Here is a 21,560-nt window from a genome sequence, read left to right on the forward strand (position 1 = left end):
AACCGCCATCGAGTGCCGCCGTAGTACCGGGCACCACGAACGCTTTACCTGGGAGGGTCATCTATGTGTGGAATCGTCGGATACATCGGCAAGCGTGATGTCGCGCCGCTGCTGCTCGAGGGTCTCCAGCGCCTGGAGTACCGGGGCTACGACTCCGCCGGCATCGCCCTGCACGCCGGCGGCAAGACCGGCGGCCTGAAGTCCGCCAAGGCCAAGGGCCGCGTCCGCGAGCTCGAGTCCCGGCTGCCCAAGCGCTTCAACGGCACCACCGGCATCGCCCACACCCGCTGGGCCACCCACGGCGCGCCGAACGACGTCAACGCCCACCCCCACCTCGACGCCGAGGAGAAGGTGGCCGTCGTCCACAACGGCATCATCGACAACGCCGCCGAGCTGCGCACCCGGCTGACCGCCGACGGCTTCACCTTCGTGTCCGACACCGACACCGAGGTCCTCGCCCACCTCATCGCCCGCTCCGAGGCCGGCACGCTGGAGGAGAAGGTCCGCGAGGCCGTCAAGCACATCGAGGGCACGTACGGCATCGCCGTCCTCCACGCCGACTTCCCGGACCGCATCGTCGTCGCCCGCAACGGCTCGCCCGTGGTCCTGGGCATAGGCGAGAAGGAGATGTTCGTCTCCTCCGACGTCGCCGCCCTGGTCGCCCACACCCGCCAGGTCGTCACCCTCGACGACGGCGAGATGGCCACCCTCAAGGCGGACGACTACCGCACCTACACCACCGAGGGCTCCCGCACCTCCGCCCAGCCGACCACCGTCGAGTGGGAGGCCGAGTCCTACGACATGGGCGGCCACGACACGTACATGCACAAGGAGATCCACGAGCAGGCCGACGCCGTGGACCGCGCGCTGCGCGGCCGCATCGACGACCGCTTCTCCACCGTGCACCTCGGCGGCCTCAACCTGGACGCCCGTGACGCCCGCGCCGTGCGCCGGGTGAAGATCCTCGGCTGTGGCACCTCGTACCACGCCGGCCAGATCGGCGCCCAGATGATCGAGGAGCTGGCCCGCATCCCCGCGGACGCCGAGCCGGCCTCCGAGTTCCGCTACCGCAACCCGGTCGTCGACCCCGACACCCTCTACATCGCGGTGTCCCAGTCCGGTGAGACCTACGACGTGCTCGCCGCCGTCCAGGAGCTCAAGCGCAAGGGCGCCCGCGTCCTGGGCCTGGTCAACGTGGTCGGCTCGGCGATCGCCCGGGAGACCGACGGCGGCATCTATGTCCACGCCGGCCCCGAGGTCTGCGTCGTCTCCACCAAGTGCTTCACCAACATGGTGGTCTCCTTCGGCCTGCTCGCCCTCCACCTGGGCCGCACCCGCGACCTGTCCGTCGCCGACGGCAAGCGGATCATCGAGGGCCTGCGCAAGCTGCCCGGCCAGATCGAGGAGATCCTCGCCAACGAGGCGCAGATCGAGGAGCTGGCCAAGGAGTACGCCGAGGCCAAGTCGATGATGTTCATCGGCCGTGTCCGCGGCTACCCGGTGGCCCGCGAGGCCTCGCTGAAGCTGAAGGAGGTCTCGTACATCCACGCCGAGGCCTACCCGGCCTCCGAGCTGAAGCACGGCCCGCTGGCCCTGATCGAGCCCGCGATGCCGACCGTCGCGATCGTGCCGGACGACGAGCTGCTGGAGAAGAACCGCGCCGCGCTCGAGGAGATCAAGGCCCGCAGCGGCCGCATCCTCGCCGTCGCCCACCGGGAGCAGGAGAAGGCCGACCACACGATCGTCGTGCCGAAGAACGAGGACGAGCTGGACGCCATCCTCATGGGCATCCCGCTCCAGCTCTTCGCGTACTACACGGCGAAGGCCATGGGCCGCGACATCGACAAGCCGCGCAACCTGGCGAAGTCCGTCACCGTCGAGTAGTCCGGCTCCGGGCCCGCCCGGCCGCTTCGGCCGCGGGCCCCACGAGACCTCTCGGACCTGTCCGCACCTGTCCGCGACAGGTACGAGAGAACGGCCCTCCCCACGCGTGCCACCACGCGCGCGGGGAGGGCCGCCTCCTTTCGCGCCGGCGTCGCCCTCACGCCGGCGGTGATGCCACCGGCCCCGGGAACCGTCACCTCCCGTCCGGCGGCACGTCCTGGCACGCTCTGGGACGTACTGCCGGAGTTGTACCCATGCGGGATGCCATCGGCACCTCTACGCGCGAGTAGATTCCGGGGGAAGTCAAGGGACCGGCGGGACCGTTCCCCTGCGGCGCCTACGGGATGACGACGACCGGTCGCTGCGCCCGGCGCGCCAGCCGGCCCGCCACGGAACCGAAGATCCGGCCGACCAGACCGTGGGTGGAGCCCACCACGATGGCGTCGGCGGCATACTCACGCCCGACTTCCTCGAGTTCGTGGCAGATGTCCCCGCCGCGCTCCACCAGGATCCAGGGGACCTCGGAGAGATGGTCGGCGCAGGCCAGCTCCAGGCCCAGGACCTCGGTGCGGTGATCGGGGACGTCCACGAAGACCGGCGGCTCACAGCCCGCCCAGACGGTCGTCGGCAGCCGGTTGGCCACATGGACGATGATCAGTCCCGAGCCCGAGCGCCGGGCCATACCGATTGCATACGCAAGCGCTCGCTCGCTCGACATGGAACCGTCGAAGCCCACCACGACGCCGTGCCGGAACGCCGGATCGCAGGAATGACGTGTTTCTTCCGCCGCTTCGGGATTCGCCGCCTGATCGGCGATCCGCTTGCGGTCCGCGGGTTCGGAGAATTCGTGACCGGCCATCGGTGTCTCGGCGAAGGAAGCCTCTGGTCGAGGGATCGGCGGTGGACTGGTTGGAGTTGTCGAGGGGCACGCCCACTGATGGATCTTGGACGGCCAAATCCGTCCGGGATTCATCTTTTCAAGTGCTTACCCCCCAGGGTACGGCGACAGTCGCTGCCTGCCCAGAGGCCGCCCGCCGGGCCGGCGGCCCCGTGGGCGGTTCCCCGGAGCATGCACGAGCGCGGCGCGTAGCGCAATGGCCCGGGCTCACACCCCCTGCTACCCACTGCCCAGTGACCCACGCCCCCGACCGGCCGTTGTTAGTACCGCCAGCAGCCGCCAGCAGGGAGCCGTTCCGTGCCCGGAACCCATGATTTCGCCCGCGAGGAGACGCCCGAGGGCCCGTCCTCCGATCCGGTGAGCGATGTGGTCCGCTGGGCGGCCTTCAGCTGTGCCCTGGTCCCGGTCGTCCTGCTGATGTGCGGTCAGTCCTTCGGCGGCGCGGCCGGTACGGCCGCCGGTCTGGTGGCACTCACCTGCGTCTGCCACGCACTCCTGCGCCAGTCCGAGCGCACCGCCGCCAAGGTGTCCGCGGAGCAGGCGTCCCCGCACCGGGGCCGGCACGGCCGGACGGGCGCGGGGAGCCATCGCGGAGCCCGCCGCCAGGGGTCCGCCGGCCCCACCGACTGACCTCCTCGCACGCCTGCACCCATATGTTTTCAGCCAACTTGGGTCCGAACTTCACACCTCGGCCTGAACCCCTCCCATCAGCCGGTCGACCAGCAAGGAAAGAACCGCTGAGGGCGGTTGCCGACTGAGGAGTGTGGGCAGGGGCGAGAGGCGTACTTTTCACCGGAGCCTGCAAGTGCAACGCTTCGTGATCGAACGCTTCACGCCAAGTTGTCATGTCGATTTAGAGGCGGGTGGTGAACTGGTCACCGCGTCTCCAAGCGACGCAGTAGATTCGATCTTGGCCATGACCGGCGGGGGAACCGTTCAGGACCGAGGGGAAACGTGCAGGACCGAGAGGACTCGACCGCCGAGGGGGGCTTAGCGCCATGAGCCAGGACTCCACGACCGTACCGGAGACCGCGCGCAAGCTCTCCGGACGCCGCCGCCGGGAGATCGTCGCCGTGCTGCTTTTCAGCGGCGGCCCCATCTTCGAAAGCTCCATCCCGCTTTCCGTGTTCGGCATCGACCGGCAGGACGCGGGGGTTCCCCGCTACCGATTGCTGGTGTGCGCGGGCGAAGATGTGCCATTGCGAACGACCGGCGGCCTGGAATTGACCGCACCGTACGGCCTGGAGGCACTCTCCAGGGCCGGGACCGTCGTCGTACCGGCCTGGCGGTCGATCACCCAGCCGCCGCCCGCCGCCGCGCTCGACGCGCTCCGCCGTGCCCATGAGGAGGGCGCCCGCATCGTCGGGCTGTGCACCGGGGCCTTCGTACTGGCCGCCGCGGGCCTGCTCGACGGCAGGCCCGCCACCACCCACTGGATGTACGCGCCCACGCTCGCGAAGCGCTATCCGTCGGTCCATGTGGACCCTCGGGAGCTCTTCGTGGACGACGGCGACGTACTGACGTCCGCGGGCACCGCGGCGGGCATCGATCTGTGCCTGCACATCGTCCGCACCGACCACGGCGCCGACGCCGCGGGGGCCCTGGCCCGCCGGCTCGTCGTGCCGCCCCGCCGCGCCGGCGGGCAGGAGCGCTACCTCGACAGGTCTTTACCCGAGGAGATCGGCGCCGACCCGCTGGCCGAGGTCGTCGCCTGGGCGCTGGAGCACCTCCACGAGCAGTTCGACGTGGAGACCCTGGCCGCCCGCGCGTACATGAGCCGTCGCACCTTCGACCGGCGGTTCCGCTCGCTCACCGGGAGCGCCCCGCTGCAGTGGCTGATCACTCAGCGGGTGCTCCAGGCCCAGCGGCTCCTGGAGACCTCGGACTACTCCGTGGACGAGGTCGCCGGACGCTGCGGCTTCCGCTCGCCCGTGGCCCTGCGCGGCCACTTCCGCCGGCAGCTGGGGTCCTCCCCCGCCGCCTACCGGGCCGCCTACCGGGCGCGCCGGCCGCAGGGCGGTCCGGTGGACCGGCCGGAGCGGGGCGAGCGGCCGGAGCGCGCGGAGCGCGGCGACCGGTTCGACCGGCCGGATCCACTGGATCCCCGGCCGGGGGAGCCGTCGCTGATGGCGATGCGCCGTGCGGCGATGCCCGCCCACGCGATGACGGGCGCGCCCCTGGGCGCTCCCCCGCCACCGGGTGGGCACAGCGGGCATATCTCTCACTCGCCGGGACACGGCGGCGGGCACGGGCTGGGTCCGGGAGATCCGGGGAAGCCGGATACGGACCTCTACGCTCCGCGCCTGCCCGGACAGCGGGAACGCCCCGTAGGGTGAGACGTATGAACGATCGCATGGTGTGGATCGACTGCGAGATGACCGGGCTCTCGCTGTCGTCCGACGCGCTCATCGAGGTGGCCGCCCTGGTCACCGACTCTGAGCTGAACATCCTCGGGGACGGCGTGGACATCGTCATCCGCCCGCCCGCCGAGGCCCTCGCCACCATGCCCGAGGTCGTGCGCGCGATGCACACGGCCTCCGGGCTGCTGGCGGAGCTGGACGGCGGGACCACGCTCGAGGACGCCGAGCGGCAGGTCCTGGCCTACATCCGCGAGCACGTCCCGGAGCCGGGCAAGGCCCCGCTGTGCGGAAACTCGGTCGGCACCGACCGCGGTTTCCTGCTGCGGGACATGCCCGCGCTCGAAGGCCATCTGCACTACCGGATCGTGGACGTGTCCTCGGTGAAGGAGCTGGCCCGCCGCTGGTTCCCGCGCGCCTACTTCAGCAGCCCCAAGAAGAACGGCAACCACCGGGCGCTGTCGGACATCCGCGAGTCGATCGCCGAGCTCCGCTACTACCGCGAGGCGATCTTCGTCCCCCAGCCCGGGCCGGACTCCGACACGGCGAAGGCCATCGCGGCCAAGCACGTCCTGTCCGCTCAGGCGTAGTGACGTAGCTCGCTCCCGGCACGGCGAAAGCTGGGAGCGAGCACCCCTCAAGACCCTGTAGACTTCTTCTCGGCCGGTGGGAAACACGGAAACAAACGCCGGACGTGGTGGGTATAGCTCAGCTGGTAGAGCACCTGGTTGTGGTCCAGGATGTCGCGGGTTCGAGTCCCGTTACTCACCCTGATCGGGAAGAGCCCGGTCCGCTTCAAGCGGACCGGGCTCTTTTCGTTTTGTAGTCCTCAGGGGTGACGCCAGGGGCGGTCGGGGGACTTCTGCCCTCCATCCGGGCAAAGCTGAGATGCCGGTACCGGACGAAGGGTCATGACCGATGGCATCAACAGGCACAGTGAAGTGGTTCAACGCCGAGAAGGGATTCGGCTTCATCACACAGGACGACGGAGGCCCGGACGTGTTCGTCCACTTCTCCGCCGTCCAGGGCACCGGATTCAAGGAGCTCCACGAGAACGACAGGGTCGAGTACGACGTCACCCAGGGACAGAAAGGGCCGCAGGCGGAGAACGTCGTCGTCCTCCAGTCGTGACCGCCTGGTCGAGCGGGCCCTACCGACGCCGCGTCCTGCTGTTCGTGGTCGCCACCGCGCTGGTCCTCGGCATGAGCCTGCTCGACGGCTGTGCCAAGGACGGAGACGACGGGGACAGCAGGGGCGCCCGGCGCACCACGATCACCGTCGGCACCTTCGGTGTCTTCGGCTACAAGCAGGCCGGCCTCTACACGGAGTACGAACGGCTCCACCCGGGCGTCACGATCAAGGAATCCGTGATCGACCGGAACGAGGCCTACTACCCCCAGCTGCTCACCCACCTCGCGGCGGGCAGCGGCCTCGCCGACATCCAGGCCATGGAGGTCGCCAACGTCCATGAGCTGGCCACCGCCCGGGGCGACCTCTTCGAGGACCTCTCCCGTGCCAAGGGCGTCCACCGGGACGACTGGCTCTCCTGGAAGTGGGCGCAGGCCACCACCCCCGACGGCCGGACCATCGGCCTCGGCACGGACATCGGGCCGATCGCCGTCTGCTACCGGAAGGATCTCTTCCGGCGGGCGGGGCTCCCCACGGACCGGGAGGCGGTCGGCAGGTTGTGGGCCGGGGACTGGCGGCGCTATCTGGAGGCCGGCCGGGCCTATCGGCGCCGGGCCCCGGCGGGCACGGTCTTCACCGACTCGGCGGCCGGCCTCTACAACGCCGCCGTCCACGGCTACCCCGAGCGCTACTACGACCGCGAGGGCCGTCCCCGCTACCGGAACGGCCCCGCCGTCCGGGCCTCCTGGGACCTGGCGACGCGGGCCGCCCGGGACGGGCTGACGGCCCGGCTCAAACAGTTCGAGAAGCCCTGGGACCAGGCGTACGCCAACGGCCGCTTCGCCACCGTCGCCTGCCCGCCCTGGATGCTCGGCTACATCAAGGAGAAGTCGGGCCCGGCGGGCCGGGGCCAGTGGGACGTGGCCGCCGCGCCCCGGCCGGCCAACTGGGGCGGCTCCTTCATCGGCGTGCCCAGGGCCGCCCGGCACCGGGCCCCCGCGACCGAGCTCGCCGTCTGGCTGACGGCCCCCGCCCAGCAGGCCAAGCTGTTCGAACGGCAGGCGGGCATCCCCTCCACCCCCGCCTCGTACGCCATGCCGGAGGTCAGGGACGCCCGCAACCCCTACTTCGGCGACGCGCCCATCGGGAGGATCTTCACAGAGGCGGCCCGGCACGTCCCGACGCTGTTCTTCGGGCCGCGCGAGCAGCAGATCGGGCTCGCGTTCACCGAGGTCGGCATCCCCCAGGTCGAACAGCAGGGCAGATCGCCCCGGGACGGCTGGCGGGCGGCACAGCGGGAGATCGAGAACGCGGTGGACGAATGACCGCGACGACCCCCGTCGTCGAGGGCGCGGCCACCGCCCCCGGGTCCCGGCCGCGCGGCCGGGACCGCCCGGGCGGCCGCCTCCACCGCTGGGACCTCCGCTACAGCCCCTACGCGTTCATCGCCCCGTTCTTCCTCTCCTTCGCCGCGTTCGGGCTCTTCCCCCTCCTCTACACCGGGTGGACCTCGCTCCACCGCGTCGAGCTGACCTCCCCCGGGCACATGGAGTGGGCGGGCCTGACCAACTACGCCCGGCTGCTCGGCAACGACTTCTTCTGGAACGCGCTGCGCAACACCTTCACCATCGGCGTCCTGTCGACCGTGCCGCAGCTGCTGATGGCGCTGGGGCTGGCGCACCTCCTCCACTACCGGCTGCGCGCCGCCACCTTCTGGCGGGTCGCGCTGCTGACCCCCTACGCCACCTCCGTCGCCGCCGCCACGCTCGTCTTCGTCGTCCTCTACGGGCGGGATTACGGGATGGTGAACTGGGCGCTTCAGGCGGCGGGCGTCGGCCCGGTCGACTGGCAGAACGGCACCTGGAGCTCGCGGTGCGCGGTCTCCTCGATCGTGATCTGGCGGTGGACGGGCTACAACGCGCTGATCTACCTGGCCGCCATGCAGGCCGTGCCCGACGAGCTCTACGAGTCGGCGGCGCTCGACGGCGCCTCGCGAGCGCGGCAGTTCCTGCACATCACCGTGCCGGCGCTGCGGCCGACGATCCTCTTCACCGTCGTCGTCTCCACCATCGGGGCGACCCAGCTCTTCGGCGAGCCCCTGCTGTTCGGCGGGGCGGGCGGCCAGAAGGGCGGCGCCTCCCACCAGTTCCAGACCCTGGGGCTCTACCTCTACGAGCAGGGCTGGTTCAACTACCACCTCGGGCGCGCCTCGGCCGTCGCCTGGACGATGTTCCTGCTCCTGCTGCTGATCGCCGCCGTGAACGCGCTCCTCGCGCGGTGGCTGGGGAAGGACCGGTGAGAGGGCGACGTGACCACCGGCATCGGTACCGGCATCGGGCGACGGCCGCGCGCGGGGCCCGTGGCGTACGCCGTCCTGACGCTCTTCACCGCCGGCTCGCTCTTCCCGCTCGTGTGGACGGCGGTGGCCGCCTCCGGCGACAGCGCCCGGCTGGCGCACACCCCGCCCCCGCTGTGGTTCGGCGGCAGGCTGCTCACCAACCTCGGCACGGCGTGGACCGACGCCCGGCTGGGCCTCGCCCTGGCCAACACCACGCTCGTCGCGGGGACGGTGGCGCTGGGCACGGTGCTCTTCTGCACCATCGCCGGCTTCGCCTTCGCCAAGCTGCGGTTCCGCTTCCGGCGGGCGCTGCTCCTGCTGACCGTCGGCACGATGATGGTGCCGCCGCAGCTGAGCGTCGTCCCCCTCTTCATGATCGTGGCGCGGCTGGGGTGGACCGACCAGTTGCGGGCCGTCGTCCTGCCGGCGCTGGTGAGCGCCTTCGGGGTGTTCTTCATGCGGCAGTACCTGATCGAGGCGCTGCCCGACGAGCTGATCGAGGCGGCCCGCGTGGACGGGGCGAGCAGCGTGCGCGTGGTGTGGCACGTCGTCCTCCCCGTCGCCCGGCCGGCGATGGCCGTGCTGGGGATGCTCTCCTTCGTCCAGGCGTGGAACGACTTCTTCTGGCCCGTCATCGCCCTGACCCAGGAGAACCCGACCGTGCAGGTGGCCCTCACCGGGCTCGGCCGGGGCTATGTCCCCGACCAGGCCGTGGTGATGGCCGGGGCGCTGCTGGGCACGCTGCCGCTGCTGCTGGCCTTCACGCTCCTCGGCCGGCAGATCGTCGGCGGCATCATGCGCGGCGCGCTCAAGGGCTGACTCCCCCACCGTTTCCCCTCTCCTTCCGGAGCGTGCGACATGACCGTGGACTTCCCGCCCGGCTTCCTCTTCGGCGCCGCGACCGCCGCCTACCAGGTCGAGGGCGCGGCCGGCGAGGACGGCCGCACCCCCTCCATCTGGGATGCCTTCTCCCGTACGCCGGGCCGGGTGCTCGGCGGCGACACCGGGGACACGGCGACGGACCACTACCACCGCCGTGCCGAGGACGTCCGCCTCATGGCGGAGCTGGGCCTGGGCGCGTACCGCTTCTCCGTCTCCTGGCCCCGGGTCCAGCCCACCGGCCGCGGACCGGCCTCGCCCCGCGGGCTCGACTTCTACCGGGCGCTCGTCGACGACCTCCTCGACCACGGCATCCAGCCGGTGCTGACGCTCTATCACTGGGACCTGCCTCAGGAGCTGGAGGACGCGGGCGGCTGGCCCGAGCGCGACACCGCCCACCGCTTCGCCGACTACGCCCGGCTCGTCGGCGAGGCGCTCGGCGATCGCGTCGAGCTGTGGACCACCCTCAACGAGCCCTGGTGCAGCGCCTTCCTGGGCTACGCGGCCGGGGTGCACGCCCCGGGCCGCACGGATGACGAGGCCGCGCTGCGGGCCGCGCACCACCTCAACCTGGCGCACGGCCTGGGCGCTCGGGCGCTGCGCGCCGCGCTGCCCTCGCGGGCCCGGCTGACCGTGGCGCTCAACCCCGCCGTCGTACGGGCCCGTACGCCCTCGCCCGCCGATCAGGACGCGGCGCGGCGCGTGGACGCGCTGGCCACCCGTATCTTCACCGGGCCCATGCTGCACGGGGCGTACCCCGAGGACCTTCTCGCCGACACGGCGGCCATCACGGACTGGTCGTTCGTACGCGGCGACGACACGGACGTCATCCGGCACCCCCTCGACGCGCTGGGCATCAACTACTACTCGCCCACAGTCGTATCAGCCGCCACTGACAATCCCCCGGCGCCCGGCCGGCGGGAGCCCTCTCCTTGGCCGGGCGCCGGGGGTGTGGCCTTCCACCGGCCGCCGGGCAAGCTCACGGCGATGGACTGGGCCGTCGACCCCACCGGCCTGCACGACCTGCTGACGCGCTTCACCCGCGAGGCTCCCGGGCTGCCGCTGTTCGTCACCGAGAACGGCGCCGCGTACGACGACAAGCCGGGCGCCGACGGCACGGTCGACGACCCCGAGCGGATCGCCTATCTGCACGCCCATCTGGAGGCCGTGCTGCGGGCCCTCGGCGAGGGCGCGGACGTCCGGGGCTACTTCCTCTGGTCGCTGCTGGACAACTTCGAGTGGGCGTACGGCTACAGCAAGCGGTTCGGCGCGGTGTACGTGGACTACGCCACCCAGGCCCGTACGCCGAAGTCCAGCGCGCGGTGGTACGCGCGGGTGGCGCGGACGGGACAACTGCCCATCGATTGAAGGCCCGTCACGCGAAGGTCCGTCACTCGAAGACGGAGGGCGGTGGGGCGGGCGAGGGCCGGGCGCTCGCGTCGGTGACGGGCTCGGCGCCACCGGTGAAGTCGAGGAGCGCGCGGCCGTGTTCGACCCGTCCCTGGTGGGGGTCGGTGGCGGCCCGGCGGGTCAGCTCGGCGACGGGCAGCTCGTGGTCGGAGGCCAGCAGCACGGCGTTGCCGAAGCGCCGGCCGCGCAGCACCGCCGGGTCGGCGGTGAGGCACAGCTCGGGGAAGACGGTGCGGACGGTCGCTATCTGGGCCTTGAGGTGGGCCAGCGGCGGGCCGTCGGCGAGATTGGCGGCGTAGTGGCCGCCGGGGCGCAGGGCGCGCCGGACGTCGGTGACGAACTCCGTGCTGGTGAGGTGGGCGGGGGTGCGGGCGCCGCTGAAGACGTCGGCGATGATCAGGTCCGCCCAGCCGTCGGGGATCCTGGCGAGCCCCTCCCGGGCGTCGGTGCCGCGCACCCGTATGCGCCAGCTCGGCTCCAGCGGCAGCTCGGCCCGTATGAACTGGACCAGCGGCGCGTCTATCTCGACGATCTGCTGGGTGGAGCGGGGCCGGGTGGCGGCGATGTACCGGGCGAGGGTGAACGCGCCGCCGCCCAGGTGGACGGCCTGGACGGGTTTGCCGGGCGGTGCGACGAGGTCGGCGATGTGGCCGAGCCGCCGCTGGTAGGAGAAGTCCAGGTGGGCGGGGTCGTCCAGGTCGACGTGGGACTGCGGGGCCCCGTCGATCAGCAGGGTGCGGCCGCGCGGCCGGTCGCGGTCGGGGACGAGCTCCGCCAGACCGCCCGCCACCCGCACGGATATCGGTTCGGCGGCGCGTCCGCGCCCTTGCTTCTGCTTGCCCTTCGCCACCCCTCCAGTATCACCGGTGCGGGCGGCGGGCCCGCGGGGGGCGCTAGCGGCAGCGGTCGACGGCCTCGATGGTGCGGGCGGCCTCGCCGAGGGCGGCGCGGAGCACGGCGGGGTCGGTGGCGGAGGCGTAGGCGGCGTCGGGGGCGACGAGCCAGCCGGTGCCGTTGACGGGCGGCTCGGCGGCGCTCGTCCGCAGGCCGCGGCCGTAGGTCTGGGTGCAGGCGCTGCCGGGCATGTCCCAGCCGTCGGCCGTGCCGGGCGGGACGAGGAAGCCGAGGGTGTCGCAGTCGCCGTCGTGGAGGACGGGGCCCACTCCGTCGCGCAGCCGGAGGATGTCGACGGCCTCCAGGCCCTGGCGCGCGGGGACCGTGACCAGGTCGCAGGGGTGCGCCTCGGCGCCGTCGCCACCGGCCTGCGGCGGGTGCGGGGACGTGCTGTGGTCCTGGAACGGCCGGCGCAGGGCCGTCGTCCGCGAGCCGCCGATGTCCACTCCGGCCTCCACCACGGGAAACCCCTCCTCACGCCGTGCCCGAGTCCGCGTCGGGATCCACGCCGAGCGCGCTCGCGCTCTTCCGGTTCAACGCGTGGACGCGTCAACGGCTACGGCGCCATGCCGCCGCAAAGGATGGCAGTTCATGGCGGATGGCAGGTGGGATATCCGTTTTGTAGTCAAACCGGATGTAGCGGAATCACCGCAGCCGGTACGGTCATCACGCCACACGGCAAGCACAGCCGCCCGCCTCGCGGGTTGCCCTCGGGGCGGCTCGCCAGGAGAGGGTCCGGCCATGGCGTCGCCCCACGCGTCCTCGTCTCCCCGTCCCAACCTCGCGTTCCGGCAGTTGCGCGGCCAGCGCTCACCAGGGGAATTCGCGGCCGCCGTGCGTCGTGCGGCCCGGGAGATCGGCGAACACGTCTCGTGCGACGCGCGCTACATCGGGCGTGTGGAGTCCGGGGAGATCCGCTGCCCCAACTACGCCTACGAGCGGGTGTTCCGGCACATGTTCCCCGGCCGCGAGCCGGCGGACATGGGCTTCGCGCCCCGCGAGAGCGTGCGTGGCAGGGGGGCGCGCAAGAAGGGCTCCGCGCCGCCCGGTTCATCCGAGAGCCCCGCCGAAAGCCGTACCTCCTCCGGTGCGGCGGAGAGCTCCACCGAGAGCAGCGAGGAGAGCGACGTGTTGCGTCGCGCGTTCATGACCTCCGGCACGGTCGCCGTGGCCGCCGCGTCCCTGGGCGGCGGGCCCCGGGCGCACCGGCGCCACGCGGGGGAGGCCGAGGCCGCCGCCGTCGAACAGGCGGTGCGGGACATCCGGCTGCTCGACGACCGGCACGGGGCGGACGGGCTCTACCGGCGCGCCGCGCGTCCCCTGAAGGCGGCCTACGGGCTGCTGGACGCGGAGACCAGACGACGGTCGGTCGCCGACCGGCTGCACTCCGGCGCGGGCGAACTGGCGATCTCCGTGGGCTGGCTGGCGCACGACTCCGGCCGGTTCGCGGACGCCCGTTCCCACTACGCGGAGGCCCTGGCCACCGCGCGCGTGGCCGGGGACCCGGCGCTGGAGGCGCACGCCTTCTGCAACATGGCCTTCCTCGCCCGGGACGCGGCCCGCCCCCGCGAGGCGATCCGCGCCGCGCAGGCCGCGCAGCGGGCGGGGCGGCGGCTGGGGTCGGCGCGGCTGATGTCCCTGCTGGCCCTGCGGGAGGCGGGCGGCTGGGCGCGGCTGGGCGACCGGCAGGCGACCGAGGAGGCGCTGGGGCGGGCCCGGACGCTCTTCGGGCGCGGGGCGGCCGAGGCCGACCCGGAGTGGATGACCTTCTTCGGCGAGGCGGAGCTGGAGGGCCTGGAGGCCCAGTGCTGGTCCGCCCTGGGCGACTGGCGGCGCGCGGCGGACCACGCGGAGCGCGCGGTCGCGCTCCAGGACCCGCACTTCGCCCGGAACATCGCGCTCTACACCGCGCAACTGGCGGGCGACCTGGCCCGGGGTGGCTCCCCGGACGCGGCGGCCGTGGCCGGGGGGAAGACGCTGGAGTTGCTGGAGCAGGTCCAGTCGGCCCGCATCAGGACGATGCTGGCGTCGACGGCCCGTATGTTGCGCCGTCACGCCTCGAACCCGGCGGTGTCGGGTTTCCTGGGCCGGCACGAGGTGGCCGTGCGGCCGGCTTGAGGGGTGCCCCCCTGGGGCTGGAGGCGGTTCGGCACCGCCGGACTCCGGCGCTGTGGCTGATCGCCGTTTCCCGGGGCTGCCGCCCCGGACCCCCCGGGGGCTGGGGCTTGCCCCCAGGAAACGGTGAAAGGGCGGGACCGGGGCCTTCTCCCCGCCGCGACGGCGAGACGACCCACCTCCGCGCCCGGCGGTGCCGAACCGGCCCACGCCCAAGGGGCCGCACCCCCGGTGATCCACCGAGCCGTCAGGCGAGGTGGCCCGTGTCGTTCCAGCGCTCGATCGCCGGCGCGCCGTACGCCCAGCCCAGGATGGACAGGGAGGTCGGGTCGAGGCGGATGCGGGAGCCGAAGAAGATGTCCTCGCCCATCCAGCGCGCGGCGATGGTCCGCAGGATGTGGCCGTGGGCGAAGACGAGCACGTCGCGGTCGGCCGAGCGGGCCCACTCCACGACCTCGTCCGCCCGGGCGGCGACCTCCGCGCGGGTCTCGCCCTCGGGGACGCCGTCGCGCCAGATCAGCCAGTCGGGGCGGCCCGCCTTGATCTCGGCGGGGGTCATGCCCTCGTAGGCGCCGTAGTCCCACTCCATGAGCGCGTCCCACTCGGCGGCCCGGTCGCCGAAGCCGGCCAGCTCGCAGGTCTCCTTGGCGCGGACGAGGGGGCTCGTCCGGATCTCCACGTCCGGCAGGCCGTCCCACGGGGCGCGGTGCAGCCGCTCACCCAGCAGCTTGGCGCCGCGCCGCCCCTCGTCGAGGAGGGGGATGTCCGTGCGGCCGGTGTGCTTGCCGGACAGCGACCACTCCGTCTGTCCGTGCCGGGCCAGCAGGATGCGCGGTGCCATGGGGGGAGTCCTTACGAGGTGCGTGCGGTGATGCGTGCGGTGATCTTCGTGCCGTGATCGTGGACCCGGGTGAAAGGCGTGAAGTCGGTCACCTCGGGAGCGGGATGAGTTTCGCTCTCCATCATCACTCACTTCACCAACGGGCAACCCTCCAGCCATTCCCGGCGTCTCCCACCCCGCACCTCGGGGTTCGGGTGGACTCACGGGGCGGTGTGCGAGAGATGTGGCGTACACCGTACGGTTGCATATCGCGCTTATTGGCCGCCTGAACACATGGAGAGCGTCCGGATGTACACCGCACCACTGGGGAAGCGGCCGCGCTGGTGGACCGAACTGCCACTGATCGCCGTGGTGTACGGGCTCTACTCGGCCGGGCGGCTGCTGGTCAGAGGCGACGTGCAGTCGGCCGTGGATCACGGCGAGTCGATACTCGATCTTGAAAAAACGTTCCGAATAAACATCGAGCCCTCGCTCAACCGGCTGTTCACCGACCATTCGGCGATCGGCATACCCGCCGACTTCGCCTACGCCGCCCTCCACTACCTCCTCACCCCCGCGCTCCTGGTCTGGCTCTTCAGGCGACGCCCCGACCACTACCGCCGGATGCGCACCTGGCTGATGATCTCCACCCTCATCGGCCTCATCGGTTTCACCCTCCTGCCCACCTGCCCGCCCCGCCTCCTCGACCCGTCCTTCGGCTTCGTCGACACGATGCGGCAGTACTCCGAGTACGGCTGGTGGGGCGGCGACGCCAGCGCCCCGCGCGGCCTGGGCGGGCTGACCAACCAGTACGCGGCCATGCCGAGCCTCCACGTGGGCTGGGCCCTGTGGTGCGGCGTCGTGCTGTGGGCGCAGGGCCGCACGGTCTGGACCAAGGTCGCGGGCGTCGCCTATCCGCTGCTGATCACCCTCGTGGTGATGGGCACCGCCAACCACTACCTCCTCGACGCCGTCGCCGGCGCCGCCGTGATGGGCGCGGGCTTCCTCCTCGCCCGCCCGGCGCTGCGGCTCGCCGAACGGATCCGCGTCCGCCTCGCCCCGGCGGCACCCGCCGTACCTGCGGAAACGGCCGTGGCAGCGGCGAATGTCAGTGCCGGGTGCGAGACTTCGGCGGGTACAGCGGGTACTGCGCCGTCCCGGGTTCGCCCGGGGGCGCCGGAGAGACTTCGCGAGGCGGACGCCAGTGACCAGATCCCCCGACAGCCGGCCCGGGCCAGGGCCGGGGACAGCCGCACCGACGGCGCTGCGACAGCGGCTCGCTGAGCTGCGCGGCCCCTCCGTCGCGCCCGTCCCGCTCGACGCCCGCGCGCTCGCGGCGCTCGCCGCGAACCCCGGCTGTCACCGCCGCGCCCTGCTCGACGGGGCGGGGGTGGACAAGGCGGCGCTGGCACGGGCCGTGGGCGCGCCCGTGACGTTCGGGCAGTCGCAGTTCGCCTTCGTGCGCGGCCATTCCTTCGAGGCCCGCGTCAAGTCCGACGGCGGCGCGGAGCTCGTCCGCCTGCTCCACGATCGGCTGGCCGACGGCTCCCCCGCGCCCGGCCCGGGCTCCGTGGACACGCCCGACCTCTCCGCCACCGGCCTCCAGGGCCGTACGGCGCGCACGGCCCTCGCCCTGCGCGAGGCGACCGCCGCCGGGCGGTGGGCCGTGCTGGACCACCCCCTGCTGGCGCTCACCGTCGCCGGGACGCCGGCGTATCTGGAGCCGGACGCGATCGTCGTCCATCCCGACGGCGGCTGGACGGTCGTCGAGATCAAGTCCTTCGCGATGATCGACGGTTCCGCCGACGCGGCGAAGGTCGGCGCGGCCGCCCGGCAGGCGGCGGTGTACGCGCTGGCGCTCGAGGCCGTGGCCGAGCGGATGGCAAAGGGCGCGGCGGCGGTGCGCGAGCAGGCCCTGCTGGTCTGCCCGAAGGACTTCTCCAACCTGCCGGATGCCGCCCTCGTCGACCTCCGCAAGCCGCTGGCCACCACGCGCCGCCAGCTGGAGCGGCTGACGGGCGTGGCGGAGATCGCCGCCGGGCTCCCGGAGGGCACGACCTTCGATCTGTGCCCGTCCGACGACGGCCGCACCCCGACCCGGCCCGCCGGTGAGCTGGCCGAGGCCCTGGACACGGTCGCGGCGGCGTACGCGCCGGAGTGCCTCGCGGCGTGCGAGCTGGCCTTCCACTGCCGGGCGCGGGCCCGCGCGGCGGGCTCCGTGCGGACCCTGGGGCGTGGCGTCCGGGCGGAGCTCGGTGGCCTGACCACCGTCGCGTCCGTCCTCGCGGCGGCCGCGGGCGAGGCGGGCTCCCCCGACGACCCGGCGGTCGCGGCCCTCCGCCACGCGTCCGCGCTCCGCGCGGAGGCGCTGGCGCTCGCCTCGACCGACGAGGGCGCGCTGGCGGGGGCGGGCCGATGAGCCGGCGGCCCTGGCCGGCGGATCGGCCGATGCCCGCTGGGCACCGCCGGCCGGCGCGGCGCGGGCGGAGCACCGTCGTGGCGGAAAGAAGGGAGCAGCCCCCATGTCACTGATCAGCACCCTCGCCCGGATGGAAGCCGTGCGGGACGGGCGGGCGCGGCCGGTCGTCACCGTGCGGCACCGGCATGTCGCCGAGCGGCCGTGTGTGTTCGTGCCGTTGACGACCGCCGGTGAGGCCGGTGCGCCGCTCGGTGCGATGGTGGGGACGGAGCGGGACGCGCCCCGGCTGCTGTTCGTGGCGCAGCCGCGCGACAGGGATCTGCGGTCCGCGTTCCTCGCCGAGCTGGCCGACGCGCTGCTGCCGTACCTGGAGGAGTTCGGCGACGCCGTCGAGCTGGAGCAGCGCAAGGAGACCGACCCCGGCACGGGGAAGAAGGTGCCGGTCGAGGTCGAGCTGTGCGCGGACGCCCCGCAGCTGCTGGTGCCGAGCGCGGCGGGCGTGGAGTACGTCCGGCTGCTCGGCCGGTCCATGCGCTTCCGCCGCACCGCCGAGCAGGACCCCGACGCGCCCCACCCCGCGCCGCCGCGCGTGCCGATGCTGGGGCGCTGGCTGACGCACTTCGGGGAGCGCGCCCGGGTGCCCGGGTCGTCGCTGCTGCTGGCGATGACGCAGGTGCTGGGCCGGCACTGGGCGACGGGCCAGAGCGTGCTGGAGGACCAGCACCTCGGTTCCCTGCTCGCCTGGATCGACCCGCCGCGGGACGTGCCGGGCCCGGAGGCGGCGCTGCGCGCGGAGCTGGCGCGCGGGCCGGACGGGCTGCTGGTCCATCCGCCCGCCGGCCCGGCCACGGACCCGGTCTTCGACAACAAGCGGCTGGCCCCCGCCGTCGCCCGTTACGACCGGGCCCGCGCGGCCGTCCTGGAGGCGTCGGCGCACCGGTTCGCGCCCGCGCGGGCGGAGCTGGCCGCCGCCGAGAGCGAGATCCGCGAGCTGCTGGCGGCGCAGTTGCGCCCCACCTGGGACGCCGTCTGGCGCGGCGTCGACCTGCTGCGGACGCTCCCGGAGGGCGCGCGGGTCGCCGAGCGTTGGAAGCGCGACCGCTGGTCGTACACCGCGCACCGCGACCGCGTCCGCGCCGGGGAGCCGCCGCAGCCCCGGCGGGACGACGCGGTCACGGCCGCGCGCAAGCTGGCCGCCCGCGAGAGCGCGCAGGCGCAGCTCGACGCCCAGGAGGCGCTGGACGATCCGCTGGTGATGGCGGGCCGGCGGCTGGCCGGGGAGGCGTTCGCGGGGGAGGTCGCCGAGGTGGTGATGGAGTACACCGAGGCCAAGGTGCCGAGGCCCAGGCCCCTGGTGACCGTCCGCACGGCCGACGCGCCGCTGCTCGCGGAGGGCGTCGCGCTCCACCGCGCCCTGCCGGACGGCAGATCGCAGAGCGCCGAGTTCGTGGCGTACGGCCCCGGCGGCCCCGGCGCTCTGACCGTGCGGCTGACCGGTGGCATGGGGCGCGGCAAGGTGCCCGACGCGGGTTCCGTGCCCGAGGTGGGCGACCGGGTGTGCTGGACGCTGTTCGAGCACGCGCCCCGGGGCGGCCCCGAGCTGCCCGACCCCGAGCGGACGCCCTGGACCCATGGCGGCCCGCCCGCCGAGGGCCCGGCCGAGGCTCCCGACCCGGTGACCGCGGAGGATCTGCTGTGACCGTTCCCCTGGCGCGCGAGCGCGCCTTCGACCCCGCCGCGGCGGCCAAGGCGGCCACGGACGCGATCCTGCGCGACACGCTGCACGGCCCGCACCGCGGTGTCGTGGTGGATTCGCCGCCCGGCGCGGGCAAGTCGACGCTGGTGGTGCGGGCGGCCCGGGAGCTGGCCGCCGCCGGCCGCCCGCTGATGGTCGTCGCGCAGACCAACGCCCAGGTCGACGACCTGGTGCTGCGGCTGGCCGAGCAGGATCCGGGGCTGCCGGTGGGCCGGCTGCACAGCAATGAGCGCCACCCCTACGACCCGGCGCTCGACGCGCTCGACTCGGTCGTGACCTCCGCGAAGGCGGCGGATCTGGCCGGGCTGGACGTGGTGATCTCCACGGCGGCGAAGTGGGCGCACACCAAGGTGGCCGAGCCCTGGGGGCACGCGATCGTCGACGAGGCGTACCAGATGCGCTCGGACGCGCTCCTGGCGGTGGCGGGGCTGTTCGATCGGGCGCTGTTCGTGGGCGACCCGGGCCAGCTGGACCCGTTCAGCGTGGTGGGTGCGGAGCAGTGGGCCGGGTTGTCGTACGACCCGTCGGCGAGCGCGGTGAGCACGCTGCTCGCCCACAATCCGGGGCTGCCGCAGCACCGGCTGCCGGTGTCGTGGCGGCTGCCGGCGTCGGCGGCGCCGCTGGTGTCGGCGGCCTTCTATCCGTACACCCCCTTCCGCAGCGGCACGGACCACGGCGACCGGCTGCTGTCCTTCGGCGTGCCGTCCGACGGCTCGGGCCCGGACCGGGTGCTGGACGAGGCGGCCGAGTCGGGCTGGGGCCTGCTGGAGCTGCCCGCGCGGCACACGCCGCGCACGGACCCGGAGGCGGTGGGCGCGGTGGCGCTGGTCGTCCGCCGGATGCTGGACCGGGGCGGGGCCGTGACCGGCGAGCGCTCGCCGGATCCGGCGCCGCTGACCGCGGACCGGATCGCGGTGGGCACGGCCCACCGCGACCAGGCCGCGGCCGTCCGGGCGGCCCTTGCGGAACAGGGGGTGACCGGGGTGACAGTGGATACGGCGAACCGGCTCCAGGGCCGTGAGTTCGACGTGACGGTCGTGCTCCACCCGCTGTCGGGCCGCCCGGACGCGACGGCGTTCCACCTGGAGACGGGTCGCCTGTGCGTGCTGGCCTCACGGCACCGGCACGCGTGCGTCGTGGTGAGCCGTGCCGGCGTCGACCGCCTGCTGGACGAGCACCCGTCGACGGAGCCGGTACGGCTGGGGGTGACGGTGAAGTTCCCGGACGGCTGGGAGGCGAATCACGCGGTGTGGGCGCATCTGGCCGAGCACCGCGTCCCGTGGCGGCCGTGAGCCGGGGCCCGGGCGGAGCCCGTTCGGGGCCCGTCCGGTCAGCGCCGTCGGGCGTGTTCAGCGGCGTGTCGGGCGTTGTGGGGCGCGGGGGCGCGGCCCGGGGCGGGGCGGGGGCGCACTTGCGCGCGGCAGGACAATGGATGACGGTGCAGACGATTCTGGAGGTATGTACATGTGCGAGCCGAAGCAGGCTCCCGGTGGGCCGGGCAGTGAGGGCCCGCGCCGCCTGAAGCCCGCGCAGCTGCTCTTCGAGCCACCCGAGGCCGTCGCCGACCCCGAGCACTTCTTCGATCTCGAATCGATCGAGGACCCGCGTGAGCTGCTGGCCCGCTCCACCGAGCTGGCCCTGGCGTTCCGCGCGGCAGCGGACCGGGCGACGGAGTTCCAGGCGGTGGCGGCGGCTCAGCTCGCCGATCCCCGGCGCTTCGACAGACTGCCGACGGCGGTGATCGCCGAGCGGGCGGAGTGGAGCGAGGACTACGCGAAGAAGATGGTCGAGTTCGGCCGTGACCTGCTGCGCGGCAGCAGCCAGGCCGACTGACCCGGCCCACGGCCGGACGGCCCATGGTCCTCGATCATGGGCCGTTGGCATATGCGGCGCACAAGGTAGCGCACCGTCACCGCCCCTGTCCCGGTTTCCCGGAACTCGCCCTGACGGCCCCCCGTCCTGGCTGGAGCATGGGGCCATGAGCTCCCGGCCGTACGACCCGCGCCCCGCCCGCCACCGGCCCACGCCCGTCCCCTCGCCCGCGCCCACCCCCGCTCCCGCGCCCTCCGCCTCCTGGGCGCCGCCCGCCCCCGCGTACGTCACCCTGGCCGGGGCCGACTGGCTCGCGTCCGCCGGCAGAGCGCCCCACGAGGTCCACGCCCTGTGGGCCGACGACCCGATGGCCCCGGTCGTGCTCCCCTGCGGCACGGTGTTCGACGTGATCGACGCCCCGGCCCTCTTCGGCCGCCGGATACTGGCCCGGCTGTGGTCGCCCGGCGGCCCCGGCTCCGGGCCGGTGGCGGCCCACCGCGGCAGGCTGCTGCTGTTCGCCGCGCCCGGCACGGCCCAGCGGCTGCCCGCGCTGCTGGCCTGGGAGGAATGGGGCCGCCGGGACCGTACGGCTCCCCCGCTGCTCTGCTACGGCACGGGCGACGCCGTGACCGTCCCCCCGCTCTACCCGTCGCCCGAGGGGAGCGAGCCCACCCCGGCCGTCGCCCGCTGGCTGATCGCCCCGGAGGTGCGCCGCCCCCGGCTGCCGGGCGCCGACGCCCTGCTCTGGGCCTGCGTCCGGGCCGCCCGGGCGATGACCCTACCCATCACCACGGGGGGCTGAAACATACGGATTTTCTTTCCACCGGATCGGGGTGCTAAAGTCTTCCAC

General features: G+C 73.4%; 20 protein-coding genes and 1 tRNA gene. 17 read left to right on the forward strand and 4 right to left on the reverse strand.

Features of this window, described 5'->3' with window-relative positions; all coding sequences use genetic code 11:
- Nucleotides 1–63 precede the first annotated feature (63 nt).
- On the forward strand, nucleotides 64–1,884 hold the full coding sequence (glmS, locus tag ACX9I7_RS02810; protein ID WP_126914259.1) for a glutamine--fructose-6-phosphate transaminase (isomerizing): 1,821 nt from the start codon (nucleotides 64–66) through the stop codon (nucleotides 1,882–1,884).
- Nucleotides 1,885–2,221: 337 nt separating this feature from the next.
- On the opposite strand, the gene ACX9I7_RS02815 is transcribed toward glmS, so the two are convergent.
- On the reverse strand, nucleotides 2,222–2,743 hold the full coding sequence (locus ACX9I7_RS02815) for a universal stress protein (RefSeq protein WP_126918008.1): 522 nt from the start codon (nucleotides 2,741–2,743) through the stop codon (nucleotides 2,222–2,224).
- A 336-nt stretch (nucleotides 2,744–3,079) separates the two neighbouring features.
- Between ACX9I7_RS02815 and ACX9I7_RS02820 the strand changes: the two genes are divergently transcribed.
- From ACX9I7_RS02820 to ACX9I7_RS02860, 9 genes are all read left to right on the forward strand, one after another.
- Nucleotides 3,080–3,412 (forward strand): hypothetical protein, encoded by a 333-nt coding sequence (locus ACX9I7_RS02820; protein ID WP_358628060.1) that lies wholly within the window; start codon nucleotides 3,080–3,082, stop codon nucleotides 3,410–3,412.
- 368 nt (nucleotides 3,413–3,780) lie between these two features.
- Nucleotides 3,781–5,118 (forward strand): helix-turn-helix domain-containing protein, encoded by a 1,338-nt coding sequence (locus ACX9I7_RS02825; protein ID WP_387574892.1) that lies wholly within the window; start codon nucleotides 3,781–3,783, stop codon nucleotides 5,116–5,118.
- Between the two features lie 5 nt (nucleotides 5,119–5,123).
- Nucleotides 5,124–5,729, forward strand: a complete 606-nt coding sequence (gene orn / locus ACX9I7_RS02830; RefSeq protein ID WP_358628054.1) for an oligoribonuclease — start codon at nucleotides 5,124–5,126, stop codon at nucleotides 5,727–5,729.
- Nucleotides 5,730–5,836: 107 nt separating this feature from the next.
- Nucleotides 5,837–5,909 (forward strand) — tRNA-His (locus ACX9I7_RS02835).
- 148 nt (nucleotides 5,910–6,057) lie between these two features.
- On the forward strand, nucleotides 6,058–6,270 hold the full coding sequence (locus ACX9I7_RS02840) for a cold-shock protein (protein WP_358628052.1): 213 nt from the start codon (nucleotides 6,058–6,060) through the stop codon (nucleotides 6,268–6,270).
- A 71-nt stretch (nucleotides 6,271–6,341) separates the two neighbouring features.
- Nucleotides 6,342–7,592, forward strand: coding sequence for an ABC transporter substrate-binding protein (locus tag ACX9I7_RS02845; protein ID WP_459386395.1), 1,251 nt, complete (start codon nucleotides 6,342–6,344; stop codon nucleotides 7,590–7,592).
- Nucleotides 7,589–8,566, forward strand: coding sequence for a carbohydrate ABC transporter permease (locus tag ACX9I7_RS02850; RefSeq protein WP_459386381.1), 978 nt, complete (start codon nucleotides 7,589–7,591; stop codon nucleotides 8,564–8,566). Before ACX9I7_RS02845 ends, ACX9I7_RS02850 begins: the two co-directional genes overlap by 4 nt.
- 9 nt (nucleotides 8,567–8,575) lie before the next feature.
- The gene (locus tag ACX9I7_RS02855; protein WP_189452557.1) at nucleotides 8,576–9,424 is read left to right on the forward strand and encodes a carbohydrate ABC transporter permease; all 849 of its coding nucleotides are present in this window, start codon (nucleotides 8,576–8,578) and stop codon (nucleotides 9,422–9,424) included.
- Between the two features lie 39 nt (nucleotides 9,425–9,463).
- On the forward strand, nucleotides 9,464–10,852 hold the full coding sequence (locus tag ACX9I7_RS02860; protein ID WP_459386382.1) for a GH1 family beta-glucosidase: 1,389 nt from the start codon (nucleotides 9,464–9,466) through the stop codon (nucleotides 10,850–10,852).
- Nucleotides 10,853–10,874: 22 nt separating this feature from the next.
- Here the strand turns inward: ACX9I7_RS02860 and ACX9I7_RS02865 are convergent, their stop codons facing one another.
- The gene (locus tag ACX9I7_RS02865) at nucleotides 10,875–11,744 is read right to left on the reverse strand and encodes a spermidine synthase (protein WP_358628040.1); all 870 of its coding nucleotides are present in this window, start codon (nucleotides 11,742–11,744) and stop codon (nucleotides 10,875–10,877) included.
- Between the two features lie 43 nt (nucleotides 11,745–11,787).
- Nucleotides 11,788–12,246: a hypothetical protein gene (locus ACX9I7_RS02870; RefSeq protein WP_387575221.1), complete on the reverse strand. Its 459-nt coding sequence runs from the start codon at nucleotides 12,244–12,246 to the stop codon at nucleotides 11,788–11,790.
- 283 nt (nucleotides 12,247–12,529) lie between these two features.
- On the opposite strand from ACX9I7_RS02870, the gene ACX9I7_RS02875 reads away from it, so the two are divergent.
- Nucleotides 12,530–13,906 carry a tetratricopeptide repeat protein gene (locus ACX9I7_RS02875; protein WP_387574899.1) on the forward strand — a complete coding sequence of 459 codons (1,377 nt, stop codon included), beginning with the start codon at nucleotides 12,530–12,532 and terminating at the stop codon, nucleotides 13,904–13,906.
- Between the two features lie 244 nt (nucleotides 13,907–14,150).
- Here the strand turns inward: ACX9I7_RS02875 and ACX9I7_RS02880 are convergent, their stop codons facing one another.
- The gene (locus ACX9I7_RS02880; protein WP_459386383.1) at nucleotides 14,151–14,744 is read right to left on the reverse strand and encodes a histidine phosphatase family protein; all 594 of its coding nucleotides are present in this window, start codon (nucleotides 14,742–14,744) and stop codon (nucleotides 14,151–14,153) included.
- Between the two features lie 273 nt (nucleotides 14,745–15,017).
- On the opposite strand from ACX9I7_RS02880, the gene ACX9I7_RS02885 reads away from it, so the two are divergent.
- From ACX9I7_RS02885 to ACX9I7_RS02910, 6 genes are all read left to right on the forward strand, one after another.
- The gene (locus ACX9I7_RS02885) at nucleotides 15,018–16,007 is read left to right on the forward strand and encodes a phosphatase PAP2 family protein (RefSeq protein ID WP_387574905.1); all 990 of its coding nucleotides are present in this window, start codon (nucleotides 15,018–15,020) and stop codon (nucleotides 16,005–16,007) included.
- Nucleotides 15,928–17,142, forward strand: a complete 1,215-nt coding sequence (locus tag ACX9I7_RS02890; protein WP_387574907.1) for a hypothetical protein — start codon at nucleotides 15,928–15,930, stop codon at nucleotides 17,140–17,142. The genes ACX9I7_RS02885 and ACX9I7_RS02890 overlap by 80 nt, the downstream gene beginning before the upstream one ends.
- A gap of 103 nt (nucleotides 17,143–17,245) precedes the next feature.
- Nucleotides 17,246–18,841, forward strand: a complete 1,596-nt coding sequence (locus ACX9I7_RS02895) for a hypothetical protein (protein WP_387574909.1) — start codon at nucleotides 17,246–17,248, stop codon at nucleotides 18,839–18,841.
- The gene (locus ACX9I7_RS02900) at nucleotides 18,838–20,190 is read left to right on the forward strand and encodes an AAA domain-containing protein (RefSeq protein WP_459386384.1); all 1,353 of its coding nucleotides are present in this window, start codon (nucleotides 18,838–18,840) and stop codon (nucleotides 20,188–20,190) included. The genes ACX9I7_RS02895 and ACX9I7_RS02900 overlap by 4 nt, the downstream gene beginning before the upstream one ends.
- Nucleotides 20,191–20,362: 172 nt before the next feature.
- On the forward strand, nucleotides 20,363–20,731 hold the full coding sequence (locus ACX9I7_RS02905; protein WP_387574911.1) for a hypothetical protein: 369 nt from the start codon (nucleotides 20,363–20,365) through the stop codon (nucleotides 20,729–20,731).
- A 145-nt stretch (nucleotides 20,732–20,876) separates the two neighbouring features.
- Nucleotides 20,877–21,512, forward strand: coding sequence for a bifunctional DNA primase/polymerase (locus ACX9I7_RS02910; RefSeq protein ID WP_387574913.1), 636 nt, complete (start codon nucleotides 20,877–20,879; stop codon nucleotides 21,510–21,512).
- Nucleotides 21,513–21,560 lie beyond the last annotated feature (48 nt).

This window comes from Streptomyces sp. L500, from assembly GCF_054551825.1.

Excerpts from the sequence above, each read along its gene's own strand:
- glmS (WP_126914259.1), top strand. The coding sequence starts at position 64 with ATGTGTGGAATCGTCGGATACATCGGCAAGCGTGATGTCGCGCCGCTG.
- ACX9I7_RS02815 (WP_126918008.1), bottom strand. The coding sequence starts at position 2,743 with ATGGCCGGTCACGAATTCTCCGAACCCGCGGACCGCAAGCGGATCGCC.
- ACX9I7_RS02825 (WP_387574892.1), top strand. The coding sequence starts at position 3,781 with ATGAGCCAGGACTCCACGACCGTACCGGAGACCGCGCGCAAGCTCTCC.
- orn (WP_358628054.1), top strand. The coding sequence starts at position 5,124 with ATGAACGATCGCATGGTGTGGATCGACTGCGAGATGACCGGGCTCTCG.
- ACX9I7_RS02840 (WP_358628052.1), top strand. The coding sequence starts at position 6,058 with ATGGCATCAACAGGCACAGTGAAGTGGTTCAACGCCGAGAAGGGATTC.
- ACX9I7_RS02845 (WP_459386395.1), top strand. The coding sequence starts at position 6,342 with ATGAGCCTGCTCGACGGCTGTGCCAAGGACGGAGACGACGGGGACAGC.
- ACX9I7_RS02850 (WP_459386381.1), top strand. The coding sequence starts at position 7,589 with ATGACCGCGACGACCCCCGTCGTCGAGGGCGCGGCCACCGCCCCCGGG.
- ACX9I7_RS02860 (WP_459386382.1), top strand. The coding sequence starts at position 9,464 with ATGACCGTGGACTTCCCGCCCGGCTTCCTCTTCGGCGCCGCGACCGCC.
- ACX9I7_RS02875 (WP_387574899.1), top strand. The coding sequence starts at position 12,530 with ATGGCGTCGCCCCACGCGTCCTCGTCTCCCCGTCCCAACCTCGCGTTC.
- ACX9I7_RS02880 (WP_459386383.1), bottom strand. The coding sequence starts at position 14,744 with ATGGCACCGCGCATCCTGCTGGCCCGGCACGGACAGACGGAGTGGTCG.
- ACX9I7_RS02885 (WP_387574905.1), top strand. The coding sequence starts at position 15,018 with ATGGAGAGCGTCCGGATGTACACCGCACCACTGGGGAAGCGGCCGCGC.
- ACX9I7_RS02895 (WP_387574909.1), top strand. The coding sequence starts at position 17,246 with ATGTCACTGATCAGCACCCTCGCCCGGATGGAAGCCGTGCGGGACGGG.
- ACX9I7_RS02905 (WP_387574911.1), top strand. The coding sequence starts at position 20,363 with ATGTGCGAGCCGAAGCAGGCTCCCGGTGGGCCGGGCAGTGAGGGCCCG.
- ACX9I7_RS02910 (WP_387574913.1), top strand. The coding sequence starts at position 20,877 with ATGAGCTCCCGGCCGTACGACCCGCGCCCCGCCCGCCACCGGCCCACG.